The organism is Bacteroidota bacterium, assembly GCA_005882315.1.
Lineage (GTDB): Bacteria > Bacteroidota > Bacteroidia > Chitinophagales > Chitinophagaceae > VBAR01.
The window spans coordinates 91,780-117,338 of record VBAR01000002.1; the positions used below are offsets into that span (position 1 = coordinate 91,780).

At 38.7% G+C, this 25,559-nt stretch carries 33 protein-coding genes and 1 pseudogene; 30 read left to right on the plus strand and 4 right to left on the minus strand.

The features are described from left to right. Nucleotides 1-112 precede the first annotated feature (112 nt). From E6H07_11545 to E6H07_11565, 5 genes are all read left to right on the plus strand, one after another. On the plus strand, nucleotides 113-496 hold the full coding sequence (locus tag E6H07_11545; protein TMI63412.1) for a 30S ribosomal protein S12: 384 nt from the start codon (nucleotides 113-115) through the stop codon (nucleotides 494-496). 34 nt (nucleotides 497-530) lie between these two features. Further along, nucleotides 531-998, plus strand: a complete 468-nt coding sequence (gene rpsG, locus E6H07_11550) for a 30S ribosomal protein S7 (protein ID TMI63413.1) — start codon at nucleotides 531-533, stop codon at nucleotides 996-998. Nucleotides 999-1,167: 169 nt separating this feature from the next. Continuing rightward, nucleotides 1,168-1,998, plus strand: a complete 831-nt coding sequence (locus tag E6H07_11555) for a hypothetical protein (GenBank protein ID TMI63414.1) — start codon at nucleotides 1,168-1,170, stop codon at nucleotides 1,996-1,998. A 434-nt stretch (nucleotides 1,999-2,432) separates the two neighbouring features. Beyond that, complete coding sequence (gene fusA / locus E6H07_11560; GenBank protein TMI63415.1) at nucleotides 2,433-4,577, plus strand: elongation factor G; 2,145 nt, start codon at nucleotides 2,433-2,435, stop codon at nucleotides 4,575-4,577. A gap of 128 nt (nucleotides 4,578-4,705) precedes the next feature. After that, on the plus strand, nucleotides 4,706-5,113 hold the full coding sequence (locus tag E6H07_11565; protein ID TMI63416.1) for a hypothetical protein: 408 nt from the start codon (nucleotides 4,706-4,708) through the stop codon (nucleotides 5,111-5,113). A 212-nt stretch (nucleotides 5,114-5,325) separates the two neighbouring features. On the opposite strand, the gene E6H07_11570 is transcribed toward E6H07_11565, so the two are convergent. Next, complete coding sequence (locus tag E6H07_11570) at nucleotides 5,326-5,964, minus strand: FkbM family methyltransferase (protein ID TMI63417.1); 639 nt, start codon at nucleotides 5,962-5,964, stop codon at nucleotides 5,326-5,328. Beyond that, a complete protein-coding gene (locus E6H07_11575; GenBank protein ID TMI63418.1) occupies nucleotides 5,961-6,884 on the minus strand; it encodes a flippase-like domain-containing protein in 924 nt (307 codons plus the stop codon). Before E6H07_11575 ends, E6H07_11570 begins: the two co-directional genes overlap by 4 nt. Nucleotides 6,885-6,892: 8 nt before the next feature. Between E6H07_11575 and E6H07_11580 the strand changes: the two genes are divergently transcribed. From E6H07_11580 to map, 24 genes and pseudogenes are all read left to right on the plus strand, one after another. Beyond that, nucleotides 6,893-9,088, plus strand: coding sequence for a hypothetical protein (locus E6H07_11580; GenBank protein ID TMI63419.1), 2,196 nt, complete (start codon nucleotides 6,893-6,895; stop codon nucleotides 9,086-9,088). A gap of 255 nt (nucleotides 9,089-9,343) precedes the next feature. Next, nucleotides 9,344-9,649 carry a 30S ribosomal protein S10 gene (gene rpsJ, locus E6H07_11585; protein TMI63420.1) on the plus strand — a complete coding sequence of 102 codons (306 nt, stop codon included), beginning with the start codon at nucleotides 9,344-9,346 and terminating at the stop codon, nucleotides 9,647-9,649. Between the two features lie 285 nt (nucleotides 9,650-9,934). After that, nucleotides 9,935-10,552, plus strand: a complete 618-nt coding sequence (locus tag E6H07_11590; GenBank protein TMI63421.1) for a 50S ribosomal protein L3 — start codon at nucleotides 9,935-9,937, stop codon at nucleotides 10,550-10,552. A 43-nt stretch (nucleotides 10,553-10,595) separates the two neighbouring features. After that, nucleotides 10,596-11,222 carry a 50S ribosomal protein L4 gene (rplD, locus tag E6H07_11595; GenBank protein TMI63422.1) on the plus strand — a complete coding sequence of 209 codons (627 nt, stop codon included), beginning with the start codon at nucleotides 10,596-10,598 and terminating at the stop codon, nucleotides 11,220-11,222. A gap of 20 nt (nucleotides 11,223-11,242) precedes the next feature. Continuing rightward, entirely contained in the window at nucleotides 11,243-11,542 is a 300-nt protein-coding gene (locus tag E6H07_11600; protein ID TMI63423.1) for a 50S ribosomal protein L23, read from the plus strand. A 51-nt stretch (nucleotides 11,543-11,593) separates the two neighbouring features. Continuing rightward, entirely contained in the window at nucleotides 11,594-12,433 is an 840-nt protein-coding gene (gene rplB, locus E6H07_11605) for a 50S ribosomal protein L2 (GenBank protein TMI63424.1), read from the plus strand. 61 nt (nucleotides 12,434-12,494) lie between these two features. Then, nucleotides 12,495-12,767: a 30S ribosomal protein S19 gene (gene rpsS / locus E6H07_11610; GenBank protein ID TMI63425.1), complete on the plus strand. Its 273-nt coding sequence runs from the start codon at nucleotides 12,495-12,497 to the stop codon at nucleotides 12,765-12,767. Between the two features lie 61 nt (nucleotides 12,768-12,828). Continuing rightward, nucleotides 12,829-13,188 (plus strand): annotated as a pseudogene (locus tag E6H07_11615) (50S ribosomal protein L22). 156 nt (nucleotides 13,189-13,344) lie between these two features. Then, on the plus strand, nucleotides 13,345-14,166 hold the full coding sequence (gene rpsC / locus E6H07_11620) for a 30S ribosomal protein S3 (protein ID TMI63426.1): 822 nt from the start codon (nucleotides 13,345-13,347) through the stop codon (nucleotides 14,164-14,166). Between the two features lie 41 nt (nucleotides 14,167-14,207). Further along, nucleotides 14,208-14,630, plus strand: coding sequence for a 50S ribosomal protein L16 (gene rplP / locus E6H07_11625; protein ID TMI63427.1), 423 nt, complete (start codon nucleotides 14,208-14,210; stop codon nucleotides 14,628-14,630). Nucleotides 14,631-14,653: 23 nt separating this feature from the next. Beyond that, nucleotides 14,654-14,860, plus strand: coding sequence for a 50S ribosomal protein L29 (gene rpmC, locus E6H07_11630; GenBank protein TMI63428.1), 207 nt, complete (start codon nucleotides 14,654-14,656; stop codon nucleotides 14,858-14,860). 25 nt (nucleotides 14,861-14,885) lie between these two features. Continuing rightward, nucleotides 14,886-15,143: a 30S ribosomal protein S17 gene (gene rpsQ / locus E6H07_11635; GenBank protein TMI63429.1), complete on the plus strand. Its 258-nt coding sequence runs from the start codon at nucleotides 14,886-14,888 to the stop codon at nucleotides 15,141-15,143. Between the two features lie 112 nt (nucleotides 15,144-15,255). Further along, nucleotides 15,256-15,624, plus strand: coding sequence for a 50S ribosomal protein L14 (gene rplN, locus E6H07_11640; protein ID TMI63430.1), 369 nt, complete (start codon nucleotides 15,256-15,258; stop codon nucleotides 15,622-15,624). A gap of 50 nt (nucleotides 15,625-15,674) precedes the next feature. Beyond that, nucleotides 15,675-16,010, plus strand: coding sequence for a 50S ribosomal protein L24 (locus tag E6H07_11645; protein TMI63431.1), 336 nt, complete (start codon nucleotides 15,675-15,677; stop codon nucleotides 16,008-16,010). Between the two features lie 26 nt (nucleotides 16,011-16,036). Continuing rightward, nucleotides 16,037-16,597: a 50S ribosomal protein L5 gene (gene rplE, locus E6H07_11650; GenBank protein ID TMI63432.1), complete on the plus strand. Its 561-nt coding sequence runs from the start codon at nucleotides 16,037-16,039 to the stop codon at nucleotides 16,595-16,597. Nucleotides 16,598-16,663: 66 nt separating this feature from the next. After that, a complete protein-coding gene (gene rpsN / locus E6H07_11655) occupies nucleotides 16,664-16,933 on the plus strand; it encodes a 30S ribosomal protein S14 (GenBank protein TMI63433.1) in 270 nt (89 codons plus the stop codon). A 91-nt stretch (nucleotides 16,934-17,024) separates the two neighbouring features. Continuing rightward, a complete protein-coding gene (gene rpsH, locus E6H07_11660) occupies nucleotides 17,025-17,423 on the plus strand; it encodes a 30S ribosomal protein S8 (GenBank protein TMI63434.1) in 399 nt (132 codons plus the stop codon). 112 nt (nucleotides 17,424-17,535) lie between these two features. After that, complete coding sequence (locus E6H07_11665; GenBank protein TMI63435.1) at nucleotides 17,536-18,090, plus strand: 50S ribosomal protein L6; 555 nt, start codon at nucleotides 17,536-17,538, stop codon at nucleotides 18,088-18,090. A gap of 68 nt (nucleotides 18,091-18,158) precedes the next feature. After that, entirely contained in the window at nucleotides 18,159-18,518 is a 360-nt protein-coding gene (locus E6H07_11670; GenBank protein TMI63436.1) for a 50S ribosomal protein L18, read from the plus strand. A 74-nt stretch (nucleotides 18,519-18,592) separates the two neighbouring features. Further along, the gene (locus E6H07_11675; GenBank protein ID TMI63437.1) at nucleotides 18,593-19,111 is read left to right on the plus strand and encodes a 30S ribosomal protein S5; all 519 of its coding nucleotides are present in this window, start codon (nucleotides 18,593-18,595) and stop codon (nucleotides 19,109-19,111) included. Between the two features lie 67 nt (nucleotides 19,112-19,178). Next, nucleotides 19,179-19,358, plus strand: a complete 180-nt coding sequence (gene rpmD, locus E6H07_11680) for a 50S ribosomal protein L30 (GenBank protein ID TMI63438.1) — start codon at nucleotides 19,179-19,181, stop codon at nucleotides 19,356-19,358. Nucleotides 19,359-19,480: 122 nt separating this feature from the next. Beyond that, complete coding sequence (locus E6H07_11685; protein TMI63439.1) at nucleotides 19,481-19,936, plus strand: 50S ribosomal protein L15; 456 nt, start codon at nucleotides 19,481-19,483, stop codon at nucleotides 19,934-19,936. 181 nt (nucleotides 19,937-20,117) lie between these two features. Beyond that, nucleotides 20,118-21,446 carry a preprotein translocase subunit SecY gene (gene secY, locus E6H07_11690; protein ID TMI63440.1) on the plus strand — a complete coding sequence of 443 codons (1,329 nt, stop codon included), beginning with the start codon at nucleotides 20,118-20,120 and terminating at the stop codon, nucleotides 21,444-21,446. Nucleotides 21,447-21,535: 89 nt separating this feature from the next. Next, the gene (gene map / locus E6H07_11695; protein TMI63441.1) at nucleotides 21,536-22,357 is read left to right on the plus strand and encodes a type I methionyl aminopeptidase; all 822 of its coding nucleotides are present in this window, start codon (nucleotides 21,536-21,538) and stop codon (nucleotides 22,355-22,357) included. Here the strand turns inward: map and E6H07_11700 are convergent, their stop codons facing one another. Continuing rightward, nucleotides 22,358-23,506: a glycerol acyltransferase gene (locus E6H07_11700; protein ID TMI63442.1), complete on the minus strand. Its 1,149-nt coding sequence runs from the start codon at nucleotides 23,504-23,506 to the stop codon at nucleotides 22,358-22,360. Between E6H07_11700 and E6H07_11705 the strand changes: the two genes are divergently transcribed. Next, complete coding sequence (locus tag E6H07_11705; protein ID TMI63443.1) at nucleotides 23,412-24,662, plus strand: NAD(P)/FAD-dependent oxidoreductase; 1,251 nt, start codon at nucleotides 23,412-23,414, stop codon at nucleotides 24,660-24,662. The genes E6H07_11700 and E6H07_11705 overlap by 95 nt on opposite strands. On the opposite strand, the gene E6H07_11710 is transcribed toward E6H07_11705, so the two are convergent. Next, nucleotides 24,663-25,193 (minus strand): TlpA family protein disulfide reductase, encoded by a 531-nt coding sequence (locus E6H07_11710; GenBank protein ID TMI63444.1) that lies wholly within the window; start codon nucleotides 25,191-25,193, stop codon nucleotides 24,663-24,665. Nucleotides 25,194-25,559 lie beyond the last annotated feature (366 nt).

Below are 25,559 nucleotides of genomic sequence, written 5' to 3' on the forward strand. Positions count from 1 at the left end.
GGGATAAACTGTTGGAATCCTGCTTTTAAGAATATAAAAAAACAACCCGTTGTTTTTTGGATAATCACCTTCACACCTTTACCTTTGCCCTCCCTTAAAATAAAGGATCAGAATGCCTACAATTCAACAGTTAGTACGTAAAGGAAGAGAAATCATCAGAGCAAAAAGCAAATCCAGGGCTCTGGATAGCTGTCCTCAACGCCGCGGAGTATGTACCCGTGTGTATACAACCACACCCAAAAAACCAAACTCTGCGCTTCGTAAAGTGGCGAAAGTTCGTTTGACAAATAAGGTAGAGGTGATTGCTTATATTCCAGGTGAAGGTCACAACCTGCAGGAGCACTCAATCGTGTTGATCCGCGGAGGTCGTGTTAAAGACTTACCAGGTGTACGTTATCATATCGTTCGTGGTTCATTGGATACTGCCGGTGTAAAAGATCGTAAGAAGAGCCGTTCAAAATATGGTACTAAGAAAGAAAAAGGCGGAAAAAAATAATTCTGATTAAAACTTAATAAAGCAACTAAGAGATATGCGGAAAGCACAAGCAAAAAAACTCCCTTTAGCACCAGACCCACGTTATAATGACAAGCAGGTTACACGTTTTGTAAACACTATGATGTGGCAGGGAAAGAAAAGCATCGCTTTTGAAATTTTTTATGATTCATTAGCGAAAGTAGCTAAGCAAACCAATGAAGATGGGTATGAAGTTTGGAAAAGAGCTATTGCCAATGTTACCCCTTCAGTTGAGGTTCGCAGCCGTCGTATCGGTGGTGCTACCTTCCAGATTCCTGCTGAGGTTCGTGCCGACAGAAAAGTTTCATTAAGTATGAAATGGCTCATCCGTTACAGCCGCGAAAGAAATGGAAGAAGCATGGCTGATAAGTTAGCCGGTGAAATAGTAGCAGCAGCAAAAGGTGAAGGTTCTGCTATTAAAAAGAAAGAAGATACTCACCGTATGGCAGAAGCAAACAAAGCATTTGCACACTTCAAAATTTAAAATAGCAACTCATTTTTTATACGAATCCCGGATGACCTCCGGGATTTTTTTATTAAGGTAAGTATATAAAATAAACTTTTTTTACGTTTGAGGTTTAATAAATTTATCTCCACATTATCATTCCACCAGTGATAAACAATTTTTTTTATAAGCCCCAAAATGAATTAACATGAAAAAATTACCACTATTATTTATGATTGGCCTGCTTGCATTTTCTTTCAGCAATGCACAGGTGAAAACAAAGGCGCTGAAAAAAGTAGCAGAATTGCTAATGCCTAAAACAGTTGATGATGATATGCCGGGTACAAGAGGTGCATCTGTTGCCTGGCACCCGGGACAAAAAAAATATTATGCGGTAATGGCCGGTAATATGGAGTATCCGATAGCAGTATTTGATGCAACTGGTAAAAGGGTTTCGGGCAAGAATGATGAAGCAATGATAGATGTAAGAGGATTATGGTATAACCCGGCTTCAAAAAGAATTGAAGGAAATGCATATGGTGATAATGGCTGGTTTTATTATAAGCTCAATTCTTTGGGTATGATTGAAAGCCATGAGGTTTTGTTTGAAGGACAAAATCAGCCGGACGTACAATGCGTGGGGGCCTATAACTCCGCTGATAAAAAAGTTATGTTCCTGAACGGGTCACAGGTTTATTATTATGATATCTCGAATGCCACACCTGGTGGAGATGCACTTATTCTTCATTGGGGCAGGGTTGCGAAAGATGGTGAATCAGAAGATGAAGAGCCAACGGAACCTTCGGAAAATCATAATAGCTCTACAATAGTATTTACAGGTATAGCAGGCGCTGAAATAGGAGCTTTAAATATAGATATCAAACAGATAGAGCTCTATAATAAGAAAGATGGTTTCATGACCCAAATACTCAAATTACCGGATACTGCAACTACTGAAGGTATTTTCAACTTTGCTTTTGCTAACGGCATTTACTGGTTGTTCGACATGGAGACAAGAATTTGGACAGGCTATAAATAGGTGCTAGAACTTTAAACTAAATGATACCACAGAGCCTGTATCTGAGCTTCAGATACCGGCTTTCTAGTGTCTGAAGGTTATGAATTTAGGTTCTGAAATGAATTCTTTTTCACATTCAGGAATTTAGTTTCTCAAACCTTTTTTCCGTAAATGTTTTTGGCCTACATTTGCGCCGCCAAAAGGGAGTCCGCAGGTGAACAGGATGATGCGGAAAATGGGGCTTTTTTTCTGGCAATCTATGAGAGTCTAATCTACATATCGGCAAAACTTTCCCATTCAGTGGGATACCACAAGTTATAAAATCAAAGCCGATAAGAAATTCAGAAGTATCCCGCCATTTGCGGGACGACGCAAGGAACGATGAACAGGATTACAAAAACTGGTTCCCAAAAAATAAAAACTTTAAATAAAACAAAACAACAAATCAAATAGTCATGGCCGATTTAAAATTTCAGAGAAACTTTGGTATTGCCGCTCACATTGATGCCGGTAAAACCACAACCACCGAACGCATCCTCCGCTACACTGGTATGATCCACAAAATTGGTGAGGTGCATGATGGCGCCGCTACTACTGACTGGATGGAACAGGAAAAAGAAAGAGGTATTACTATTACCTCTGCAGCAGTAAGCTGTAAGTGGAATTTTCCAACTGATAAAGGAAAAGCATCTCCGAACACCAAGGAATATTACTTCAACATCATTGATACTCCCGGTCACGTTGACTTTACCGTGGAAGTAGAACGTTCTATGCGTGTACTGGATGGTTTGATTGCCCTCTTCAGTGCGGTTGATGGTGTAGAACCACAATCTGAAACTGTTTGGCGCCAGGCTAATCGTTATAATGTACCACGTATCGGTTTCGTAAATAAAATGGACCGTGCTGGTGCTGACTTTTTGAATGTAGTAAAACAAGTAATTGAAATGCTCGGTTCTAAAGCAGTTCCTCTTCAGTTGCCGATCGGTGCAGAAGATGATTTTAGAGGCGTGGTGGATTTGATCAAGATGAAAGGTATCATCTGGCATATGGATACAGAAGGAATGACTTTTGATGAAATAGAAGTACCTGCTGATATGCTGGAAGAAGCAAATGAATGGAGAGCAAAATTAGTAGAAGCAGTAGCTGAGTATGATGATAAGTTGATGGAAAAGTTTTTTGATAATCCTGATACGATCACTGAAGATGAAATGCATGAAGCTATCCGCAAGGCTACGATTGATCTTTCAATTGTGCCAATGATGTGTGGTTCTTCATTTAAAAATAAAGGCGTACAAACTGCACTCGATGCGGTTTGTCGTTACCTGCCTTCACCAATGGATATCGAAGCTGTATCAGGTGTAAATCCTGATACCGGTGAAACAGAAACCCGTAAGCCGGATGCAAAAGAACCATTTGCTGCATTGGCATTTAAGATCATGACTGACCCGTTTGTTGGTCGTCTTGCATTCTTCAGGGTTTATTCTGGTCACCTCGATGCTGGTTCTTATGTGCTGAATGTAAGAAGCGGTAAGAAAGAACGTATCAGCCGTATCATGAAGATGTTTGCTAACAAGCAAAACCCGATTGATTTTATCGAAGCAGGTGATATCGGTGCAGCAGTTGGTTTCAAAGAGATCAAAACTGGTGATACACTGTGCCACGAAGATCATCCGATCACATTGGAGAATATGTTTATTCCAGAACCAGTTATCTCGGTAGCTGTTGAACCTAAAACACAAGCTGACGTAGATAAAATGGGTATGGCGATTGCAAAACTGGTAGAAGAAGATCCTACACTGCGTGTAAAAACAGATGAGGATACGGGACAAACAATTCTTTCAGGAATGGGAGAGTTGCATCTTGAGATCATCGTTGATCGTATGAAACGTGAGTTTAAAGTTGAGATCAACCAGGGTGCACCGCAAGTTGCTTACAAAGAGGCATTCAATATTACAGTAGAACATCGTGAGACGTTGAAAAAACAAACCGGTGGTCGCGGTAAGTTTGCTGATATCGTTTTCAACCTCGGCCCTGTTGATGCAGAATGGAGAACAGAAAACCCAGGTAAGAGTTATCAGTTCGTGAATGATTTGTTTGGTGGATCAATTCCAAGAGAATTTGTTCCTGCTATTCAAAAAGGTTTTGAAGCTTCAATGACAACAGGTGTGCTTGCTAGCTACCCGGTTGACAATATGAAGATCCGTGTATTCGACGGAAGCTTCCACGCTGTTGACTCCGATTCAATGTCATTTGAATTGTGTGCTAAAGCTGGTTTCCGTGAAGCAGCAAGAAAAGCAAAACCTGTTTTGCTTGAGCCGATCATGAAAGTAGAAGTAGTAACACCTGATCAATATATGGGTGATGTAACAGGTGACCTGAACCGTCGTCGTGGTATGCTGGAAGGTATGGATAGCCGTGCAGGTGCACAGGTTATTAAAGCAAAAGTACCGCTGAGTGAAATGTTCGGTTATGTTACACAGTTACGTTCATTGTCATCAGGCCGTGCTTCATCTACCATGGAGTTCAGTCATTACAATCCTGCACCGAATAATATTGCTGAAGAAGTAATAGCGAAGGTGAAAGGAACAGTGAAAGCATAATTTCAGAAGCAAAGTTTTAACACTGAAGCTTTCAGATATTTAAACGACCCCGCAATAAAATGCGGGGTTTGGTTTTTATACCTACTGTTTATCTTAGTTTTGAAAAAAGCACCATAAAATTTAAACTCATGAAAACGTTTTTGAAACTTAGTTTGCTTGGCTTATTAGCATTTGTATGCTCGGCAGATTTAAATGCCCAGGATTTTCCTGCTACTGATAAAGAAGTAAGCGAAATATTATGTGCCGGGAAATGGATGCTTGATTCGGTAGGAAATGATAAGAAGATGACAACTTCTAAAGAAGCAATGATGGACGATGTGAGGATCGTATTTAAAAACGACGGCACATATACGATCACTATGTTCGAAATGGATAGGGTGGGAAAATGGAAAACAAGTATGGGAGAAAAGCAAGTGAAGATCTATGAAAAGAAACCCGAGCCTGAAAGTATAGCGTATGTTGTGAAAAAAGATAAATTGGTAATGACACAAAAAGGGGAGGATGGGTTTAAACTGATTTTTAAACTTGACAAATAGGGCTCATTCAGAATATATACGTAGAAAGAATCCCGCCTCTGGTGGGATTCTTTCTTTTAAAAACTTGATTCAGGACAAAGTAATTTTTTTTATGTGGCATTGTGTTTGCAAATATTCAGCATCCCGTTTTTAAAAAAACTTTTCACGGCTCTGCTAACTTATGAAAGATCCAATACTACAAGGGTTAAGGCTCCAAACGGAGCCTTTTCTTTTTATATCCAGTTTAGCTTGATATTGCCAATTCCTTTCTGCTTCATTAGTAATTCTATTTTTTTCAGATATTCTTCCTGGCCTGGAATTTTTGTTTCATGTGTTTCCACATACATTGTTTTAAACAACCTGTGTGCATCCTGGTGAATGATAGATTGCAGGATTTCAGTTTCAGCACCTTCTACATCTATTTTGACCAAATCGACTTTAAGGTTCAGCGATTGAATGAATTCAATAAGGTTTATTACTTCAACTTCTACAAATGAAGCTGGGTTTATATTCTTTTTGGTATCAACAATTGATGAGCCGACTGTAAACGCCTGTTCATTATTCCTCATTTCAGTATGCCTGAATAGTTTCAGCATGGTATTTTTATTCCAAACGCCTTTATTAATGCAGTTAATATTTTTTCTTTTGCCACAATTCTTTTGCAAACTTTCAAATGCAATAGGATCAGGTTCGAAAGCATAAATAGTAGCTCCGGTTATTGAGAGAAAGGAACTGATTTGCCCGGTATTGGCGCCACAATCAATAATAACAGAATTCTTATTTAACCGGAACAGCCACGGCAACAGCTTGAAATAGCTGATCCATAATGCACCTGTATTTAGAATTTTCCTTTTGATCAACGCTGTTCTCATTTGTATCGTTGCAACGGGTTTTTATAAGCAAATATAATTCCTGGTAAAGATGCAACTAAAGTAATGAGATAAAACAGCAGGCTTACAGCAACGGCTATATGCTGGTCAAGTCCGAAATATTTTGCGCCTTCAAGAAAAACAAGTTCACGAATACCCAGGCCCCCGCCAATGGTAAATGGTAGCACACCAGCTACTGCAGCTATTAAAAAGATAAATACATATTGAGCAGAATTTGTTTCAATACCCAATGCCCGTACGATCATTTCAATACATAATACCATCAGCAATTGCACAAGTAAGCCCCAGAAGAAAGTTGACAAGAAGATTCCTGAAAAATAGGGGAAAAACTTTCGTGTAATAAAATATGTAATGATAATAACTGCTGTTGCAGCTATCAAAAGTATAATTATATAAGTATTGTTTTCTAAAACAAACAAACCATAAACAGCCAGTAACACTCCCAGTGCAAGTAACCCACTAAAACGATCCAGCAAAACAGTGGACATCGTTTTTTTATAAGAAGAATTGAATGTTCTTTTTAACAGAATGACTTTGTAAGCATCACCAGATATTGAACCTGGTAAAAACAGGTTATAAAACATACCAAGCCAGAATAGTTTAATGTTTTCCCATTCTGTAAGCCGGATATTTATTGCCCGGAGATAAATGTCAAATCTTTTGACGGCAAAAATTTTTGATACTAGAAAAATAACCAATACAACTGCAAGACTCGATAAGCTGGCGGAATTAATTGTCTGTTTCAGTTCATTCAAATTGATTTTTGTGGAAACATACCAAAGGCATAAACCGCTTATAATTATTTTCAAAAATAGTTTTAACAGTCTTACTGTTTTTGATGAGCTTTTGGCTGTAACTTCCGGTATGGTTTCTGTTTCATTCACTATTGCCTGCAAATAAATTCAAACCCATGATAAAAAGCGTTTTTGCTACTTTCTTTTTTACTTTTTTATTTTCGGCTGTACTTGCACAGGAAAAACCATTGACAAAAGGAATGAAGATCACCCGGAGCATGAAGATCAAAAAAAGCAGCTACTTGTTAGATGGGAGTGCTGACCTGGCTAAAGCTGCTATAATCATCGAAGGGAAAAATATCATTATTGATTTTAATAATGCCATCCTAAAAGGAAGTAATAGACAAAATGATCCGGATGATTTTTTTGGAACAGGGATCATTATCCGCAATTCAGAAAATGTAACGATCAAAAACCTGAAAGTTCGTGGCTATAAAGTTGCACTACTTGCACGCAATGTTGAAAAATTGATCCTTGAAAATTGTGATTTCAGTTATAACTATCGACAGCATCTAAACAGTACACAGGAAAAAGAAGATATATCTGACTGGATGAGTTATCATCATAATGAAAATGACGAATGGCTGCGTTATGGTGCTGCTGTTTATTTGCGGGGTTGCAATTATGCAGAAATAAAAAACTGTAAAGTCACCGGTGGACAAAATGCTTTGATGATGACGGAGTGTAATTATGGACTGATATATAATAATGATTTTTCTTTCAATTCAGGTATAGGTATTGGCATATATAAGAGCAGCAATAATAAAGTGTTTTATAATAAGATCAATTTTAATGTGAGGGGTTATAGTCATGGTGTATATAATCGCGGACAGGATAGTGCAGGGATCCTTGTATATGAACAAAGCAATGACAATATTTTTTATAGTAATTCTGTAACACATGGCGGTGATGGATTTTTTCTATGGGCAGGACAAACCACAATGGATTCCGGGCAGGGCGGTTGCAATGATAATATGTTAGTAAAAAATGATTTTTCTTTTGCGCCAACGAATGGGATTGAAGTTACATTCAGCAGAAATGTTATCCGGGATAACAGGATCTATGAATGTGATCATGGCATTTGGGGTGGGTATAGTTATAATACAAGCATCGCGGGGAATAAATTCCGTAACAATCATATTGCAATTGCAATCGAACATGGGCAGGAGAATCAAATCAATTACAATCTTTTTTCTGAAGATAAAGAAGCAATAAAATTATGGGCACGAAAAGAACAACCGGCTGACTGGGGTTATGCAAAGAACAGGGATACAAAAAGCAGGGATTACGAGATCAAGTATAATAGCTTCAACAGGCATAACACTGTTTTTAATTTAAACCGTACGGAAAATATTTTAATCACAGGCAATACATATGGGAACAGCGATGCGATCTATAAAATTGATTCTACTGTTATCAATATTGACACTACAATAGTTAATGATGAAGATTTTTTCCCTGGCGATAAAAAATTGCAGGAGGCTATAAAACAAATTGCAAAGCCAAACGATCCATTTAGCGGTAACGGGAAATTTACTGGCCGAAAAAATATCAGGGTTACCGAATGGGGACCTTATGATTTTCGTTATCCCCTTATATGGAATACTAATCCAACTGATACAAGCGGTGAAATGAAGTTCGAAATATTAGGACCGGCAGGTAAATGGAAAATAAGATCAGTTAAGGGTGTCGAAAATATTTCCTCGATGAATGGTGCATTTCCTGCTGTGATTACAGCATGGAAAAAGAAAACATCAAATACGGATGTTAAAATAGAACTGGAATATGCCGGTGAAAGTTTTACTACACAGCTCGGTCAATCGATTGCTGCTGGAAAACCCTATACATTTTCATTTAAAAAATATTTCAAACCAATGAACTGGGAAGTTCTTTGGTTTTCTGCAGACACTACCTCATACAACCCGATTAAGACAGGTGATCTTTTTCCTCCTAATGTAAAAATGAGGCCTGTAAAAAGAGAACAGGTTACTAAACTCGATTATGCGTGGTGGGACGGAATTAAGGACCATGAAACAAAAGAAACCTATAAACAGTTTATAACAACAGCTAATGCTAAAGCAGAGTTTGAAAAAGGAGACTATGAACTGAGTGTAACATGGGATGATGCTGTGAGAATTTATGTTGACACAAATCTGGTAGTGAATGAATGGAATCCTTCTTTATATAAGTTTGATGAATCTCCCAATAAAAAAATAAAACTCAAATTGAGCGGCACTCATTACTTCAGGGTAGAGCATATTGAACTGGGTGGTTTTGCCACTTTACAGCTTAAGTTGAGAAAACTGGACTAAATTATTTTGGTACTGTTCAGAGGATGGGAATGAAAGGCTATTTATGAATATTCTAAGATTGTTCCTCCAATAAACAATAAAAGTTGAAAATGGCCTAAGTAGGCTGAAAGTCAGCGATATTTGAAACTCTTTATTGATGATATCTGCAACCAGTTTTTATTTATAAACAGCCTAAAAATTTATTTCTCAAATCTTTGACTGTTTAGTTGCATCCCCTTACCTTTGCATCCCCAATAAAAAATTGGGATTTGACACATGTCTCAGAGAATCAGAATCAAATTACAATCTTACGATCATAACCTGGTTGATAAATCAGCTGAAAAGATCGTAAAGACAGTTCGCAGCACCGGCGCTGTAGTTACAGGCCCTATTCCTTTACCTACACGCAAAAAGATCTTTACCGTTCTGCGTTCACCTCACGTAAATAAGAAAAGTCGTGAGCAGTTCCAGTTAGCAACGCATAAGCGTTTACTGGATATTTATACTTCTTCAAGCCGTACGGTAGATGCGCTGAGTAAGCTGGATCTGCCAAGTGGTGTTGAAGTAGAAATTAAAGCCTAACCGCAGGAAACCAGGATTTATTACTGGTATTGCGGTTTTGTAGTTCTTATAAATAAAAAAGTAGTTATCTCTCAATTCAGCCACGGCTGGGGAAAAGAGCTCTGACATTTAAAAATACCTGTTCTTCTGGAACAGGGAAACATAAAAACAAGCCATTCAGGGTTTGTTTACTGCCGGTACTTTCCCATAAAGAAAAAGGTCGGTGGCAAACGGGGATTGAAGCCTCAATCGTGAAAACGAATGAGAGCATGTCCCAATAATCCTGCAGGCACAAATTGAACAATCATGAAAGGTATTATTGGGAAAAAAATCGGGATGACCAGCGTATTCGATCCCTCGGGCAAGCAAACAGCTTGTACTATTATTGAAGCTGGTCCTTGTGTTGTAACGCAAGTAAGAACACAGGAGAATGACGGCTACACAGCACTTCAGCTTTCTTTTGGCGATAAAAAAGAAAAACAAACTCTCCAGGCTGAAAAAAATCACTACGCTAAAGCCAGTACATCCGCAAAGAAGTTCTCAAAAGAATTCAGAAATTTTTCCATCGAAAAAAATATTGGTGACACTATTACTGTTGACATTTTCGCTGAAGGTGATAATGTTGAAGTTGTAGGTACTACAAAAGGCCGCGGTTTCCAGGGTGTTGTTAAACGTCATGGTTTCCATGGTGTGGGTCAGCAATCACATGGTCAGCACGACCGTCAAAGAGCTCCGGGTTCACTCGGTAACTCATCTGATGCTGCTCGTGTAATGAAAGGAATGAAAATGGCCGGTCGTATGGGAAATGATCGTGTAAAAATGAAAGGATTGAAAGTGGTGAAAATTTTCCCTGATAAAAATTATATCCTGATCAGCGGATCTGTTCCGGGACATAACGGTTCAATCGTATTGATTCAAAAATAATTTTCGCAGAGACAATGCATGAGTTGTCTAAAAAATAAAAGATATGCAAGTAGAAGTTTTAGATATAAAAGGAAAGAAGACAGGCAGGACGGTTGAGTTACCGGAGAATGTTTTCGGTATCGAGCCCAATGACCACGTTATCTATCTTTCAGTAAAGCAATACCTCGCTGCGCAACGCCAGGGTACTCACAAAGTGAAAACCCGTGCTGAAGTACAGGGTGCAAGCCGCAAACTGCACAAACAAAAAGGTACTGGTGGAAGCCGTAAAGGAAATATCCGTAACCCATTATATAAGGGTGGCGGTACAATCTTCGGACCTAAGCCGCATACATATGATCTTAAGCTGAACGCAAAGGTGAAAAACCTGGCTAAGAATTCTGCATTATCATATAAAGCAAAAGAGAATGCTATCGTGGTGGTAGAAGATGTAAAAATGGATAAGCCAAAAACAAAATCATTTGTAGAAATCCTGGGCAATCTGAAAGTAGCTGGTAAAAAAGCTTTGTTCGTAATGCCTGATTTCAATGATAATGTATATATGAGCCTTCAGAATGTACCGACTGTACTGGGTGTATTGAACCGTGAGATCAACACTTATGATGTGATAAACTCAGAAGTAGTGGTATTGACAGAAAGCGCAGCAAAACTATTTTCAGAAACAAACGCTTAAGCAAAGCATAAAATAATTGTATGAAACTTTCAGATGTATTGATAAAGCCGATTTTAAGTGAGAAGGCAAACAGCCAGCAGGAAAAACTGCGTCGCTATGCTTTCCGTGTTTCAAAAGATGCAAACAAACTGGAGATCAAAAAAGCAGTTGAAGGCTTTTACGGAGTAACTGTTACAAATGTGAACACAGTAGTAGTTCCTGGGAAAAATAAGACCCGTTATACAAAAGCTGGTTTTATCAAAGGACGCAAGTCTTCTTATAAAAAAGCACTGGTAACAGTTGCTGAAGGCGAAACAATTGATCTGTACGCAAACATTTAATTAAATAAATTATAGCTGGCGAAGCTGATAAGTTCGCAAAAAAGAAAAATCATGGCACTTAGAAAATTTAAACCGGTTACAGCAGGAACAAGATGGAGAATAGGTAATGCCTATGCTGAAGTAACGACTAATGTTCCTGAAAAATCATTGGTTGAACCCAAAAGAAGAAGCAGTGGTCGTAACTCTTCTGGTCACCTTACCATGCGTTATCTCGGTGGTGGTCATAAAAAGAAATACCGCGTAATTGATTTTAAAAGAAACAAACAGAATATAGAAGCTACGGTTAAAACGATTGAGTATGATCCAAACCGTACTCCATTCATCGCACTGGTAGAATATACAGATGGTGAATTGAGATATATCATCGCTCCGCAAGGATTAACGGTTGGTATGAAAATTATCAGCGGTAATGATGTAGCTCCTGAGATCGGCAATGCATTACAGATGAAGAATATGCCACTTGGTACAATGATTCATAATATTGAAATGCAGCCTGGCCAGGGTGGTAAGTTAGCAAGAAGCGCAGGTTCATCTGCACAGCTTACAAACAAAGAAGAGAAATATGCTGTATTGAAAATGCCTTCTGGTGAGTTGAGAAAAGTATTGATCAATTGTTTTGCTACAGTAGGTGTAGTAAGTAACAGTGATCACAGCTTACAGAGCATGGGTAAAGCTGGTCGTAATCGTTGGAAAGGTATTCGCCCAAGAAACCGTGGTGTTGCGATGAACCCGGTAGATCACCCGATGGGTGGTGGTGAAGGTAAAGCTTCAGGCGGTCAGCCACGTAGCAGAAACGGTCAGTATTCAAGAGGTTTGAAAACAAGAACAAAAGGAAAAGGAAGTGATAAGCTGATCATCCAACGTAAAAACGGAAGCAAAATATCTAAATAAATAATATTGTCATCCTGAGCTTGTCGAAGGATGGGATTTGAAATCTGGAATTTAAAAATATATGGCACGTTCAATTAAAAAAGGTCCTTACATCGCAACACACCTCGAAAAAAAGGTGATGGCGATAAACGAAGGCAAAGCAAAAAAATCAGTGATTAAAACATGGAGCCGTCGCTCTACTATTTCTCCTGATTTTGTAGGCCACACATTTGCAGTGCATAATGGAAATAAATTCATTCCTGTTTATGTAACGGAATTTATGGTTGGACACAAACTCGGTGAGTTTGCGCCTACCCGTCAGTTCAAAGGACACTCAAGTAAGAAGGTAGAGTAATAGTTGTTGCTGTTTAATAAAGTAACAAACAACAAAAAACAAACACAAGAAACTAAGAATAATGGAAGCAATAGCTAAACTTAGAAATTATCCGACATCGCCCCGCAAAATGCGTCTGCTCGCTGATCTTATCCGTGGTCAGAAAGTAGAAAAGGTACTGGCTGAATTGGAGCACAGCCCAAAACATCCTGCTGTACCATTGCGCAAACTGGTATTGAGTGCAATCAACAACTGGAAACAGAAAAACGAAGGTGGTGATGAAAGTGCATTAATTGTGAAAACGATTTTTGTAGATGGTGCAAGAACATTGAAGCGTATGCGTCCTGCTCCACAGGGCCGTGGCTACAGGGTTCGTAAAAGAAGCAACCACGTAACTGTAATCGTTGATAATGCTCCGCTGATCACAAAAGATGATGTCAAAAAAGTAATTAAAGCAGAACAGGAAAAAGAAGCAAGAGAGATCGAGGCAGAACTCGAAACAGTAGCAGGGTTGCCGCATAAAAAAACAACCAAAAAAAATAAATAACCAAAATATTCCGAAGGACACCAAAATGTCCGGGGAAATTAAAAATCAAATATGGGTCAGAAAGCAAATCCGATTGGTAACAGGTTAGGCATTATCCGTGGTTGGGAATCCAACTGGTATGCAAACAAAAAAGACTTTGCAGTCAAACTGATTGAAGACAACAAGATCAGAACTTACCTGAATGCCCGTATCAACAAAGGTGGTATTTCAAAAATTGTTATTGAAAGAACACTGGGCAAACTGATTGTTACCATTCATACATCGAAGCCTGGTATCATCATCGGTAAAGGTGGTGGTGAAGTAGACAGGATCAAAGAAGAATTGAAAAAACTCACCAGCAACAGCGATGTGCAGATCAATATTCTTGAGATCCGTCGTCCTGAATTGGATGCAATGATCGTAGCTGATACAATTGCCCGTCAGATCGAGAATCGTATTAATTATAAAAGAGCTATTAAAATGGCAATTGCTTCTGCGTTACGTATGGGGGCAGAAGGAATCAAGATAAAAGCAGGTGGTCGTTTAGGTGGTGCAGAGATTGCACGTAGCGAAGAAATTAAACAAGGCCGTGTACCGTTGCATACTTTCCGTATGGATATCGATTATGCAAACGTATTTGCGCTGACTGTTTATGGTAAGATCGGAATTAAGGTTTGGATTTGTAAAGGTGAAGTATTAACGAAGAGAGACCTGAACCCCAACTTTATTGGTGGTAAGAATGAAGTTAGCGACAGAAGAGAAAGAAGAGATGACCGTCATGATCGTCGTGATGATCGCAGAGGCGGCGGCGGACGTGGTGGAGATAACAGAGGTGGCGGAAGAGGCGGAGATAACAGAGGCGGTGGTGGTAGAGGTGGTGATAGAAGAGGTTAAGAAACAAGAAACAACTACAAGAAAAAAGAAACTGAAATAAGATGTTACAACCGAAAAGATCGAAACACAGGAAAATGCAGAAAGGCCGCATGAAAGGCAATGCAAAAAGAGGAACAACTATTTCTTTTGGTTCTTATGCTTTGAAAGCATTGGAGCAGCATTGGATCACCGATCGCCAGATCGAAGCAGCCCGCCAGGCATTGACCCGTGAAATGAAACGTGAAGGTAATGTGTGGATCCGCATTTTCCCTGACAAACCAATTACCCGCAAGCCTGCCGAAGTAAGGATGGGTAAGGGTAAAGGTAACCTGGAGTTTTGGGCAGCAGTAGTAACGCCAGGACGTATATTATTTGAAGTAGATGGTGTAGATGAAAAAGTAGCCCGTGCTTCATTATCACTGGCTGCAGGTAAGCTGCCGATCAAAACAAGATTTGTGGTAAGAAGAGATTTACAAACAGCATAAAAGAACTTGTCAAACTCAATACGATGTTAAAGAAAATTGATTTTTTAAAAAGCCTGCAGACGATGAGTGATAGTGATATTAAATCACGTATCACAGAGGATGAGCTGCGCTTAAAGAAACTGGAATTTGCTCATGGCATTTCCCCACTGGAAAATCCAATGAGCATCCGCGGAATCCGTAAGGACCTGGCCCGCTTAAAAACGGAGCTGAAGAAAAGACAATTGATGTAATTGAACAACTATCAAACTATTTAAAATGGTTGAAAGAAATTTAAGAAAAACGAAAACAGGAACTGTTACCAGTAATAAAATGGCAAAGACCATTACAGTTGCCGTTGAAAGAAAAGTGAAACACCCGATCTATGGTAAGTTCGTAAAGAAGACCACTAAGTTTCATGCACACGATGAAAAAAATGAATGTAGTGTTGGTGATGTGGTGAAAATTATGGAAACCCGCCCCCTCAGCAAAACAAAACGCTGGAGACTGGTGGAAGTAGTAGAAAAGGTTAAGTAAGTTATTGCCGGTAACCATTAGCTGTTAGCTTTTGGAAGCGGTATAAATAAAAATTGAGAACAAGTTTGCTGGAAGCTAATAACTAACAGCTAAACGCCAAAAGCTAAATAAAATGATTCAGCAAGAAAGCCGGTTAAATGTAGCAGACAACAGTGGTGCAAAAGAAGTTCTTTGCATCCGTGTTCTCGGCAACAGCGGACAGCGTTATGCAGGAATAGGAGATACAATCGTGGTAACGGTAAAAGATGCAATACCTGCAGGTGGTATTAAAAAAGGTACCGTAACAAAAGCAGTTATTGTACGCACCACTAACAAACTGCGTCGTAAAGATGGTTCTTATATCCGCTTTGATGATAATGCAGTGGTATTATTGAACCAGTCTGATGAACCAAGAGGTACAAGGATCTTCGGACCAGTAGCAAGAGAATTGCGTGATAAAGGATATATGAAAATTATTTCTTTGGCTCCGGAAGTATTATAAAATTGATTATTCGCAGAAACAGGATAAGCCCGTTTCCAAATAAAATAAAAATGAAGACAAGATTTAAAAACAAATTCAACATCAGGAAAGGAGACAACGTAGTTGTTATTTCCGGTGATGATAAAGATCTGGCAAAGCCACGTCTTGTAAAGCAGGTATTGGTTGATGAGTCAAAGGTGATTGTAGAAGGAGTGAATGTTGTTACCAAACATACCAAGCCGAATGCACAAAACACTAAAGGTGGCATTGTTAAAAAAGAAATGCCGATCCATATCAGCAATATTATGCTGTGGGATGCGAAAGCTAAGGCACCTTCCAAAGTAACAAGAGTAAGAGAGAATGGTAAAACATTCCGTGTTTCAAAAGCATCAGGAGAAAGAATATAATCTCTGTTTTTTAAAAGAATTGAATTATGAGCACAAAAACATATAAACCAAGATTGGCAGATAAGTACAAGAACGAAGTTGTGCCTGCCCTGGTTAAAAAATTTAATTACACATCTGTAATGCAGGCTCCCAAACTGGAGAAGATCTGTTTGAACAGAGGTGTGAATGGCGCTGTGAATGACAAGAAGCTGATTGATATTTCGCTGGAAGAGCTATCAACAATCACAGGTCAGAAAGCAGTATCTACGATGTCTAAAAAAGACATTTCGAATTTCAAACTCAGAAAGGCAATGCCGATCGGAGTAAGAGTAACGCTGCGTGGAGAGAAAATGTTTGAATTTTTAGACAGGCTGATCGCTGTGGCATTACCTCGTGTACGTGACTTCAAAGGTGTAAATGAGAAATCATTTGACGGCCGCGGCAATTACACAATGGGTGTTACCGAGCAGATCATCTTCCCTGAGATCGATATCGATAAAGTAAATCGCATCACAGGTTTGGATATCACATTTGTAACAACAGCAAATACTGACGAAGAAGCTTACGAGCTGCTGAAAGAACTCGGAATGCCTTTTACAAAAAAATAATTAAATAGATTGTCATCCTGAGCTTGTCAAGGGATGGAATTTGATAATTGAAATTTAAAAAATAACATGGCAAAAAAATCAGTTAACGCCAGGCAGAGAAAAAGAGAAAGAATGGTAGCACAGTATGCAACCAAACGTGCCGAACTTAAAAAAGCCGGTGATTGGAAAGCATTGGATGATTTACCAAAGAATGGTTCAAAGGTTCGTTTAAAGAACCGTTGCAAGCTTTCTGGTCGTCCGAAAGGATACGTTCGCTACTTTGGTCTTTCACGTATCGCATTGCGTGATATGGCGCTGGATGGAAAAATTCCAGGATTGAGAAAAGCAAGCTGGTAACGTAAATGGTGAATGGTCAATTGTGAATGAGATTCACCATTGCCGATTCACAATTGACAAAAAAATTTAAAACAGATCAATTAAAAATATTATGGTAACAGATCCTATCGCAGATTTTCTGACAAGAATCCGGAATGCACAGATGGCAGGACACCGTATTGTTGAAATACCCGCCAGCAATCTGAAAAAGCGTATGACTGAAATTTTGTATGCACAGGGTTATATTCTCAAATACAAATTTGAGGATGATAACAAACAAGGTGTTATTAAGATTGCCTTGAAGTATGATCCGCAATCAAAGCAACCAGCTATCCAGTCTTTGGAAAGAGTAAGCCGTCCGGGTTTACGTACTTATTCAAAGCCTGAAGAGTTTCGTCGTGTGAAAAACGGTTTGGGCGTTGCAATCATATCTACATCTAAAGGTGTAATGACAGATAAGGAAGCGAAAGCTCAGAATGTAGGTGGCGAAGTTCTTTGCTACATCTATTAAAACTCCAACTCCTGAAGAGGAGAAGGAAAGTTTATCAATACATTAAGCTGAAACTATACTAAGCTGACCGGTTGATAAAGAAAAATTATAAAAACAATTAAAACATTTCAAGATGTCTCGTATAGGTAGAAAAATAATAACTGTTCCCCAAGGAGTTACTGTTACAGTAGGTGCAGACAATGTAGTAACTGTAAAAGGAACAAAGGGTGAACTGAAACAAAATATCGACCGTGATATTACTGTAGAAGTAAAAGACGGTGAGATAACTTTTAGCCGCCCGACTGACCAGATCCGTCATCGTGCATTGCATGGATTATACCGTGCTTTGATCGCTAACATGATCAAAGGGGTAACGGATGGTTATGTAAGAAAGCTGGAGTTGATCGGTGTAGGTTTTAAAGCATCTAACCAGGGGCAGATTCTTGATTTGTCTTTAGGATACTCTCACAATATACTTTTTGAAGTACCTAAAGAAGTAAAAGTAGGAGCTGCACAAGAAAAAGGACAGAACCCTATTATTACTTTAGAAGGTATCGACCGTCAGTTGCTGGGCCAGATAGCAGCAAAGCTCCGTGGTTTACGTAAGCCTGAACCATACAAAGGAAAGGGAGTACGCTATGTGGGTGAAGTGGTAAGGAAGAAAGCAGGTAAAGCAGCAGGTAAATAACAAAGTTGCTGTTTAGTAAAAAATAAAATGAAACGCCTTGGCAGCATCAAGGCACAAAATAAAAGAAGATGACACCGAAAGTAAAATCAGACAGAAGACAAAGAATCAGGTACACCATTCGCAAAAAAGTGACCGGTACTGTTGAAGCACCTCGTTTGTCTATATTCAGAAGCAATACTGAGATCTATGCACAGTTGATCGATGATGTAAATGGCAAAACCATTGCATCTGCTTCAACAAAAGATAAAGACATTGCCGCTCAGAAAGGAACAAAATCTGAAAAGAGCAAATTGGTAGGGGCTACTCTTGCACGCAAAGCAACTGACCTGGGTGTAAGCACTGTCATTTTCGACAGGGGTGGTTATCTCTATCATGGCCGTGTAAAAGCTGTGGCAGATGGTGCAAGAGAAGGTGGATTGAAGTTCTAAATTATAAAAGCATAATTGGGAAACTTAAAAATTTCCTGCCGGTAATTGCCGGAACAAAATTCCAAAATACGAGTATGTCAAAATTTAATGTAAACAAAGTAAAAGCAGGCGACCTTGAATTGAAAGACAAAGTGGTTGCTATCAACCGTGTGGTGAAAACTACAAAGGGTGGTCGTTCTTTCAGCTTTTCTGCATTGGTAGTAGTAGGTAATGAAAATGGTGTGGTAGGACATGGATTGGGAAAAGCGAAAGAAGTTCAGGAAGCAATTACAAAAGGAATTGAAGATGCAAAGAAGAACCTCATTAAGGTTCCTGTAATGCACGGAACAATTCCGCATGACCAATGGGCAAAAGAAGGTGCAGCTAAAGTATTGATCAAGCCTGCCGCACATGGTACCGGTGTAATCGCAGGTGGTAGTATGCGTGCCGTACTTGAGAGTGCTGGTGTTACCGACGTATTGGCTAAGTCATTGGGTTCTGCAAATCCGCATAACGTGGTAAAAGCTACTTTTAAAGCATTGGCTTTATTACGTGAACCTATCCAGATCTCAAAAACAAGAAACCTGGGATTGAAGAAAGTATTTAATGGTTAGTTGCTGGTAAATAAACAGCAATCTGCATCATAGAGCAGAAACCAGTAACAAGCAACAAGCAACAAGTATGAAAAAGATTAAAATAACATTGGTAAAAAGCCCGATTGACAGACCTGAGCGTCAGAAATTAACGCTGCAGGCTTTGGGCTTGAATAAAGCAAATGCTTCACGTGAAGTAGAAGCAACTCCACAGATCCTCGGTATGATCCGTAAGGTGAATCATATGGTGAAAGTGGAGGAAGCATAAGAATGTAAAATGTAAGATGTAAAACTTAGAATGATAAACAGTTTTACATTCTTTATTTGGCATTCAACATTTAAAATTTAAAGCGAGGGGTGATTCCCCGTTGAGTTTAAAATCAAAGTAAAATGAAATTACATACTCTCAGACCTGCAAAAGGTGCAACGAAGAAAACAAAACGTATTGGTCGTGGTGATGGTTCAGGACATGGTGGTACTTCTACAAAAGGTACTAAAGGTGGACAGAGCCGTAGCGGTTTTAAAAACAAAAGATCACATGAAGGCGGACAGATGCCAATCCAACGCCGTACACCAAAACGTGGTTTTAAGAATCCGGGTCGTATTGAATTCAAAGTATTTAACCTCGGACAGATCGAACAATTGGCAGATAAGTATGAATTCACTGAGTTTACAATGGAAACATTGTATGTAAATGGTTTGGTAAGCCGTACGGATAAAGTAAAAGTGCTTGGGAATGGCGAACTGAAAAAGAAACTCAATTTCAAAGTGAATGCAATAAGTGATAAAGCAAAAGCGGCAATTGAAACTGCAGGTGGCTCTATTGAACTCATTAAGTATAAATAAAGCTCTTCCCCGACGATTCAGTTGGGGCTTTTGGTTTTAGTACTGAAAGAATTTTCGCTAAATTGCCGAGCTATAACCCGAAAGATGATCCGCCGAAGGCGGACGCAAGAAAAGTTCAATAGTAGTAATGCGGCTCAGTACAAAATAAAAAATTAACGGCCATAAATAATAATTTTCACCCGTGAAGAAACTGATTCAAACTTTAAAGAATATCTGGAGCATTGATGAATTGAGAAGTAAAATTCTTTTCACCCTGCTGCTGATGGCTATTTATGTATTAGGTACAAACATTGTTTTACCTGGTATCAATCCTAACAATATTAATAAAGGGGATGGCGCCGGCGGTATCCTCGGTTTGATCAATACTTTCTCTGGTGGTGCCTTTAACCAGCAATCCATTTTTGCATTGGGTATTATGCCTTATATCTCTGCATCTATCTTTATGCAGTTGATGACGGTGCTTGTACCTTCTTTTCAGAAAATGCAAAAAGAAGGCGAAAGCGGACGTAAGAAAATTAACCAGTATACACGTTACCTCACAGTGTTGGTTACTATTTTCCAGGCTTCGGCTTATGTGGCTTATATTAAAAACATGAACCAGGGCAATGGTGCCATGATCGCAAGCTTTGATAATTATTTCTGGATTTCTTCTTTGCTCGTTCTTACATCAGGTACTTTGTTTGTAATGTGGATGGGTGAAAAGATCACTGATAAAGGTTTAGGAAATGGTACTTCATTGATCATTATGGTAGGTATCCTTAACCGTTTGCCGCAGGCATTTATACAGGAGTTGTCCTCTAAATCAAACCGTACAGGTGATATCCTGATCTTTATTATAGAGATCATCATTTTGATCATTATCATATTAGGTTGTATCCTGCTTATACAAGGTGTAAGAAAGATACCGGTGAATTATGCCAAGCAGATCGTTGGTAATAATAAATTCAGTGGTGCAAGACAGTTTCTTCCTATTAAAGTGAACAGCGCCGGTGTAATGCCGATCATCTTTGCACAGGCAATTATGTTCCTGCCTACTTTATTTACGATTGGTTCAAGCCAGACAATTTCGGAGATCTTCACCAACCAGCGTAATCTCTGGCATATGGTGATCTACTCTGTGGTTGTAATTGGTTTTACTTTCTTATACACGGCATTAATTTTTAATCCTAAGCAGATCTCTGACAACCTGAAGCAGAATAACGGATTTATTCCCGGTGTTAAGCCCGGTCAGCCAACAACTGATTATATCGGTGCCATCATGGATAAGATAACATTGCCCGGAGCCGTATTTTTAGCTATGATCGGTATTCTGCCAGGTATTGCACAGATATTTGGTGTTTCTCAAGGCTTCTCAACATTCTTTGGTGGTACATCATTGCTGATCATGGTGGGTGTAATTCTCGATACATTGCAGCAAATAGAAACTCAATTACTGATGCGCCAGTACGATGGCCTGATGAAGAGCGGAAGAATACAGGGAAGACAAACGGCATCTGCAGTGCAGATCTAAATCATAAGAAAATTATTAATAAAACCCCGCTTCAGCGGGGTTTTTATTTTCAAGTTGGTAGTAGAAACAGAATTCATGAAATTTGCATAATGGTTATTATTAAAACTGATGAACAGGTAGAACTGGTGCGTAAAAGTGCTTTGCTAGTAAGCAAGACACTCAGTGAAACTGCAAAACTGTTGAAGCCCGGTATCACATCGCTGTACCTTGATGAGTTTATCGGAAGTTTTATCAGAGATCACGGCGGAGTACCTTCATTCCTGAACTATAATGGTTATCCTTTTAATACTTGCATATCGGTAAATGATGTGGTGGTGCATGGATTTCCTAATAAAGGTGAATTGAGAGAAGGCGATATCATTGCTATTGATGTTGGCGTTATACTAAATGGATGGCATGGAGATCATGCTTATACTTTTGCGATTGGCGATCCCGGACCGGAAGTAGCACAGCTGATCCGTGTTACAAAAGAATCTTTGTACAAAGGAATTGAAAAAGCAATTGAAGGAAACCGGATCGGTGATATTGCACATGCAATACAAGAGCATACAGAAAAGAAATATGGTTATGGTGTGGTAAGAGAATTAGTAGGGCATGGGTTGGGACGTAGTTTGCATGAAGACCCGCAAGTACCTAACTATGGGAAACGTGGCAGTGGTGCAAAGCTGAAGGATGGAATGGTGCTTGCAATTGAGCCAATGATCAACCTCGGAAGAAAAGATGTATTTACTGAAAGTGACGGATGGACAGTGCGTACAAAAGATAATAAACCTTCTGTACATTTTGAACATGATGTATGTGTGCGGAAATTAAAAGCTGATATACTTTCTGATTATACACCTATCGAAAAGGCGGAAAGGGAGAATTCGAATTTGTTTGTTGCTGATAAACCGCTACCTGCAATCGCATGATCAATTAATTTGTTTTTTCCACTGTACATAGCTCCATGCTGTAAAAGGTAAAATAAGTAGTAATGTGATTGCCCAATAACTTTCAAGCAGCAGCCATCCACTTAAGGTGAGTAATAGCAAATAAAGAGGGTATGCAAATATCAGGATTCCAAGTATTACTGAATCGAAGTGATCGCTGTTCTTATACTTTTTCGAAACAAAATATTTTACAGGAAGATAGAGTGGTGCATGTAACAGAAACCCGGCAATAGCCGGTAAGAATAATATTAATCTCTTCCAACCTGGAATTTTAATTGCAAGCAATTCTTTTCTTTTATTCAAATCATGATTTCCAATTTCAAAAACTCCTTTCTCCAGTTCTTCTCGCAACAAGTTGTTGAATTGCTGGTTGCGCAACCCATCGGCAACAGTTGTATCAATATCTGTTTTTGTTATGATTTTGCCGAAATGAAAAAAGATATTCTTGCCGAACAAGTGGAATGAGCTGTAATTAATAGCGACAGGTAAAACTCTCAATGGGATATTTTTCTCCCATGTACTTAAAGCCAATCTTGCCGTTCCTTTTTTTAGTGGACGCAGGTGCCATTCATTGATGCATTTCCCTTCGCTGAATATTTGAACAACACCATCTTTTTTAAAAATCTCAATACAGGCATCAAAGGTTTTATAATTTTCATTTAGATTTTCCACTCCTTCACTGGTTCGATAAATAGGCATCATTTTTAAAGAATGAAAAATACGGCTTACTGTTTTATTTAAGAATGTATCACCCCGTGCCAGGGACCAGATTGGCTGGTCGAATAAGATGTCAAGTATAACGGAATCTAAAAATGAATTGGGATGATTGCTTGCCAGCAGGAGAGGGCCTTTTTCTTTCAGTAGTGCACGGTTATTAATAATGATCTTTCTGCAAAAGATCAATGCGGCCAGTCGAACCCATATTTTTAAAAAGGAATATAACAAACAAGTAGGTTTTGTTTCTCGTGATTTATATTTTAAAGTATCCTGTATTTTATCATAACGAACATAACAATTTTTCATCGTTCTTTGCGGGGTGAGTAAACATTTAGTTGTTATAGGAGGAGGCGCTGCCGGTTTTTTTTGTGGAGTAAATGCTGCACGGATGAATCCTGCATTGAAAGTAACCATCCTTGAGAAAAGCAATAAACTTTTATCCAAAGTAAAAGTAAGTGGTGGTGGCCGTTGTAATGTAACGCATGCCTGTTTTGATATTAGCGAAATGAGTAAGCGTTACCCTAGAGGACAAAATTTTGTAAAAAAAACCTTCCATCAATTCTTTACAACAGATACTATCAACTGGTTTGAAGAAAGAGGTGTGACTCTGAAAACTGAATCTGATGGAAGAATGTTTCCCGTTACTGATTCATCACAGACCGTGATCGATTGTTTGCTGAAAGAAGCAAATAAGTATAGTGTAAATATTATAATGAGTACTGAGGTGAGGAAGATAAATCTTCATCCCGATAGCTATCGGGATTCAATCTTCAGTCTTCAATGCTCAAATGAAAAAAATTTGAATGCTGATTATGTTTGTATCGCAAGCGGCGGTTTCCCTAAATCATCAATGTTTGGTTGGTTAAAAGAACTGGGACATTCAATAGAAGATCCGGTTCCTTCGCTTTTCACTTTTAACCTGCCCAACCATCCGATTGCAAAATTGATGGGAGTAAGTGTGGAGAAAGCAAAAGTAAAGATCATAGGATCAAAACTGGAAGAGGAGGGGCCATTGTTGATCACACATTGGGGATTAAGCGGACCGGCTGTGTTAAGATTAAGTGCATGGGGTGCCCGGGAGTTAGGAGTTCGGAGTTATGAGTTCGGAGTATTGGTGAACTGGGTTCCGGAGTTTAATGAGCAAAGTTTGAAAGAAAAATTTTTGCAGATAAGAACTATAAGTGCTTCACAAAAGGTTATTGGCAAAAATAGTTTTGGGTTGCCTAATCGTTTGTGGGAATTTCTTGCAACACAATCCGGAGTGAAAGAAGAAATGCGCTGGGCTGATTTGCCAGCTGCTATTCAGAATAAGTTTATCAAAAATATTTGTGCTTATGAATGTAAAGTCAAAGGCAAAACCACTTTTAAAGAAGAGTTTGTTACTGCAGGTGGAATAAAATTGAATGAAGTAGATGCAAATACTATGATGAGTAAAAAAAATCCTAATCTTTTCTTTGCAGGTGAAGTGCTGGATGTGGATGGGATTACTGGTGGTTTTAATTTTCAACATGCATGGACGAGCGGTTGGGTGGCAGCCAGAACTATTGCTGGCATTTCTGATAAAGAGTAATTACAATTCTTTATCAATTTCCTTAATGAGCTTTTCTGGTTTACTTGGCCTTGATGCATCGAAGTTGACGATCACCCCTTTTCTGTTTGCAATAAGATAAGTAGGAATAGCATATTGTCTTTCTTCGGTATACTTTTCCTGGTATTTTATCCAAAAGTTATGAGTATAGAAATTTATAGACATCGAAATGTGTAAACCCTCTAGGTTATTCTTATTTACTAGTTCTTTCCATTCTTTGGAATCATCAAAGCCATAGGGAGATTTTAAATACACAAAAGCGACAGCTTTGTTTTTATAATGTTCTTTGAGTGATTTCATATGTTTGAACTCTTCAAGGCAAGGAATGCATCTTGTTCCCCAAAGGTCAAAATAAACCACTTTGTTTTTTAATTCCGGCAGATTAAGAACTTCCTCCAGGCTGCTGAACTTTGTAGTGTCTTCATAGAAAATAATTTTTGGATTAGCTTCCTGAGAAAAAGATTTCAAGAAAACTGATAGGGAAAAAATAAACAAAAGATATATTTTTTTCATACAGTATAATTTATAACTCAGCCAGAATTTTTTACGTTTCCAAATCTTCTAAGCTGGCTATAAAGACGTAGCCAAAAAGAAATGGTTGGGAAAAGTTAGATTTTATTTTTACTGGATGCGATCTATGGTTTTTTACATAAGGAGTATTTTAATATTTTTTAACTCACACGATTTAGATGATGGGTGGATAGTGATGAATAGAATTTCAGACTTCTAACGGAGCCCTTCGACAGGCCCTGGGTAAACTTGCAAGGGACGCTAAATCAAGGCCTTACAGCTCGTCACCCAATCAAAAATCTCTTAACTCTAAACTCCTCACTCTTAACTAATTGCCCTATCTTTGCCGCCCTCCGGTCCCGATAGCTA

What these genes read in the sequence shown, in the direction of transcription:
- E6H07_11545 (TMI63412.1), top strand. Translation starts at nt 113, where the DNA reads ATGCCTACAATTCAACAGTTAGTACGTAAAGGAAGAGAAATCATCAGA.
- rpsG (TMI63413.1), top strand. Translation starts at nt 531, where the DNA reads ATGCGGAAAGCACAAGCAAAAAAACTCCCTTTAGCACCAGACCCACGT.
- E6H07_11555 (TMI63414.1), top strand. Translation starts at nt 1,168, where the DNA reads ATGAAAAAATTACCACTATTATTTATGATTGGCCTGCTTGCATTTTCT.
- fusA (TMI63415.1), top strand. Translation starts at nt 2,433, where the DNA reads ATGGCCGATTTAAAATTTCAGAGAAACTTTGGTATTGCCGCTCACATT.
- E6H07_11565 (TMI63416.1), top strand. Translation starts at nt 4,706, where the DNA reads ATGAAAACGTTTTTGAAACTTAGTTTGCTTGGCTTATTAGCATTTGTA.
- E6H07_11570 (TMI63417.1), bottom strand. Translation starts at nt 5,964, where the DNA reads ATGAGAACAGCGTTGATCAAAAGGAAAATTCTAAATACAGGTGCATTA.
- E6H07_11580 (TMI63419.1), top strand. Translation starts at nt 6,893, where the DNA reads ATGATAAAAAGCGTTTTTGCTACTTTCTTTTTTACTTTTTTATTTTCG.
- rpsJ (TMI63420.1), top strand. Translation starts at nt 9,344, where the DNA reads ATGTCTCAGAGAATCAGAATCAAATTACAATCTTACGATCATAACCTG.
- E6H07_11590 (TMI63421.1), top strand. Translation starts at nt 9,935, where the DNA reads ATGAAAGGTATTATTGGGAAAAAAATCGGGATGACCAGCGTATTCGAT.
- rplD (TMI63422.1), top strand. Translation starts at nt 10,596, where the DNA reads ATGCAAGTAGAAGTTTTAGATATAAAAGGAAAGAAGACAGGCAGGACG.
- E6H07_11600 (TMI63423.1), top strand. Translation starts at nt 11,243, where the DNA reads ATGAAACTTTCAGATGTATTGATAAAGCCGATTTTAAGTGAGAAGGCA.
- rplB (TMI63424.1), top strand. Translation starts at nt 11,594, where the DNA reads ATGGCACTTAGAAAATTTAAACCGGTTACAGCAGGAACAAGATGGAGA.
- rpsS (TMI63425.1), top strand. Translation starts at nt 12,495, where the DNA reads ATGGCACGTTCAATTAAAAAAGGTCCTTACATCGCAACACACCTCGAA.
- rpsC (TMI63426.1), top strand. Translation starts at nt 13,345, where the DNA reads ATGGGTCAGAAAGCAAATCCGATTGGTAACAGGTTAGGCATTATCCGT.
- rplP (TMI63427.1), top strand. Translation starts at nt 14,208, where the DNA reads ATGTTACAACCGAAAAGATCGAAACACAGGAAAATGCAGAAAGGCCGC.
- rpmC (TMI63428.1), top strand. Translation starts at nt 14,654, where the DNA reads ATGTTAAAGAAAATTGATTTTTTAAAAAGCCTGCAGACGATGAGTGAT.
- rpsQ (TMI63429.1), top strand. Translation starts at nt 14,886, where the DNA reads ATGGTTGAAAGAAATTTAAGAAAAACGAAAACAGGAACTGTTACCAGT.
- rplN (TMI63430.1), top strand. Translation starts at nt 15,256, where the DNA reads ATGATTCAGCAAGAAAGCCGGTTAAATGTAGCAGACAACAGTGGTGCA.
- E6H07_11645 (TMI63431.1), top strand. Translation starts at nt 15,675, where the DNA reads ATGAAGACAAGATTTAAAAACAAATTCAACATCAGGAAAGGAGACAAC.
- rplE (TMI63432.1), top strand. Translation starts at nt 16,037, where the DNA reads ATGAGCACAAAAACATATAAACCAAGATTGGCAGATAAGTACAAGAAC.
- rpsN (TMI63433.1), top strand. Translation starts at nt 16,664, where the DNA reads ATGGCAAAAAAATCAGTTAACGCCAGGCAGAGAAAAAGAGAAAGAATG.
- rpsH (TMI63434.1), top strand. Translation starts at nt 17,025, where the DNA reads ATGGTAACAGATCCTATCGCAGATTTTCTGACAAGAATCCGGAATGCA.
- E6H07_11665 (TMI63435.1), top strand. Translation starts at nt 17,536, where the DNA reads ATGTCTCGTATAGGTAGAAAAATAATAACTGTTCCCCAAGGAGTTACT.
- E6H07_11670 (TMI63436.1), top strand. Translation starts at nt 18,159, where the DNA reads ATGACACCGAAAGTAAAATCAGACAGAAGACAAAGAATCAGGTACACC.
- E6H07_11675 (TMI63437.1), top strand. Translation starts at nt 18,593, where the DNA reads ATGTCAAAATTTAATGTAAACAAAGTAAAAGCAGGCGACCTTGAATTG.
- rpmD (TMI63438.1), top strand. Translation starts at nt 19,179, where the DNA reads ATGAAAAAGATTAAAATAACATTGGTAAAAAGCCCGATTGACAGACCT.
- E6H07_11685 (TMI63439.1), top strand. Translation starts at nt 19,481, where the DNA reads ATGAAATTACATACTCTCAGACCTGCAAAAGGTGCAACGAAGAAAACA.
- map (TMI63441.1), top strand. Translation starts at nt 21,536, where the DNA reads ATGGTTATTATTAAAACTGATGAACAGGTAGAACTGGTGCGTAAAAGT.
- E6H07_11700 (TMI63442.1), bottom strand. Translation starts at nt 23,506, where the DNA reads ATGGTTACTTTCAATGCAGGATTCATCCGTGCAGCATTTACTCCACAA.
- E6H07_11710 (TMI63444.1), bottom strand. Translation starts at nt 25,193, where the DNA reads ATGAAAAAAATATATCTTTTGTTTATTTTTTCCCTATCAGTTTTCTTG.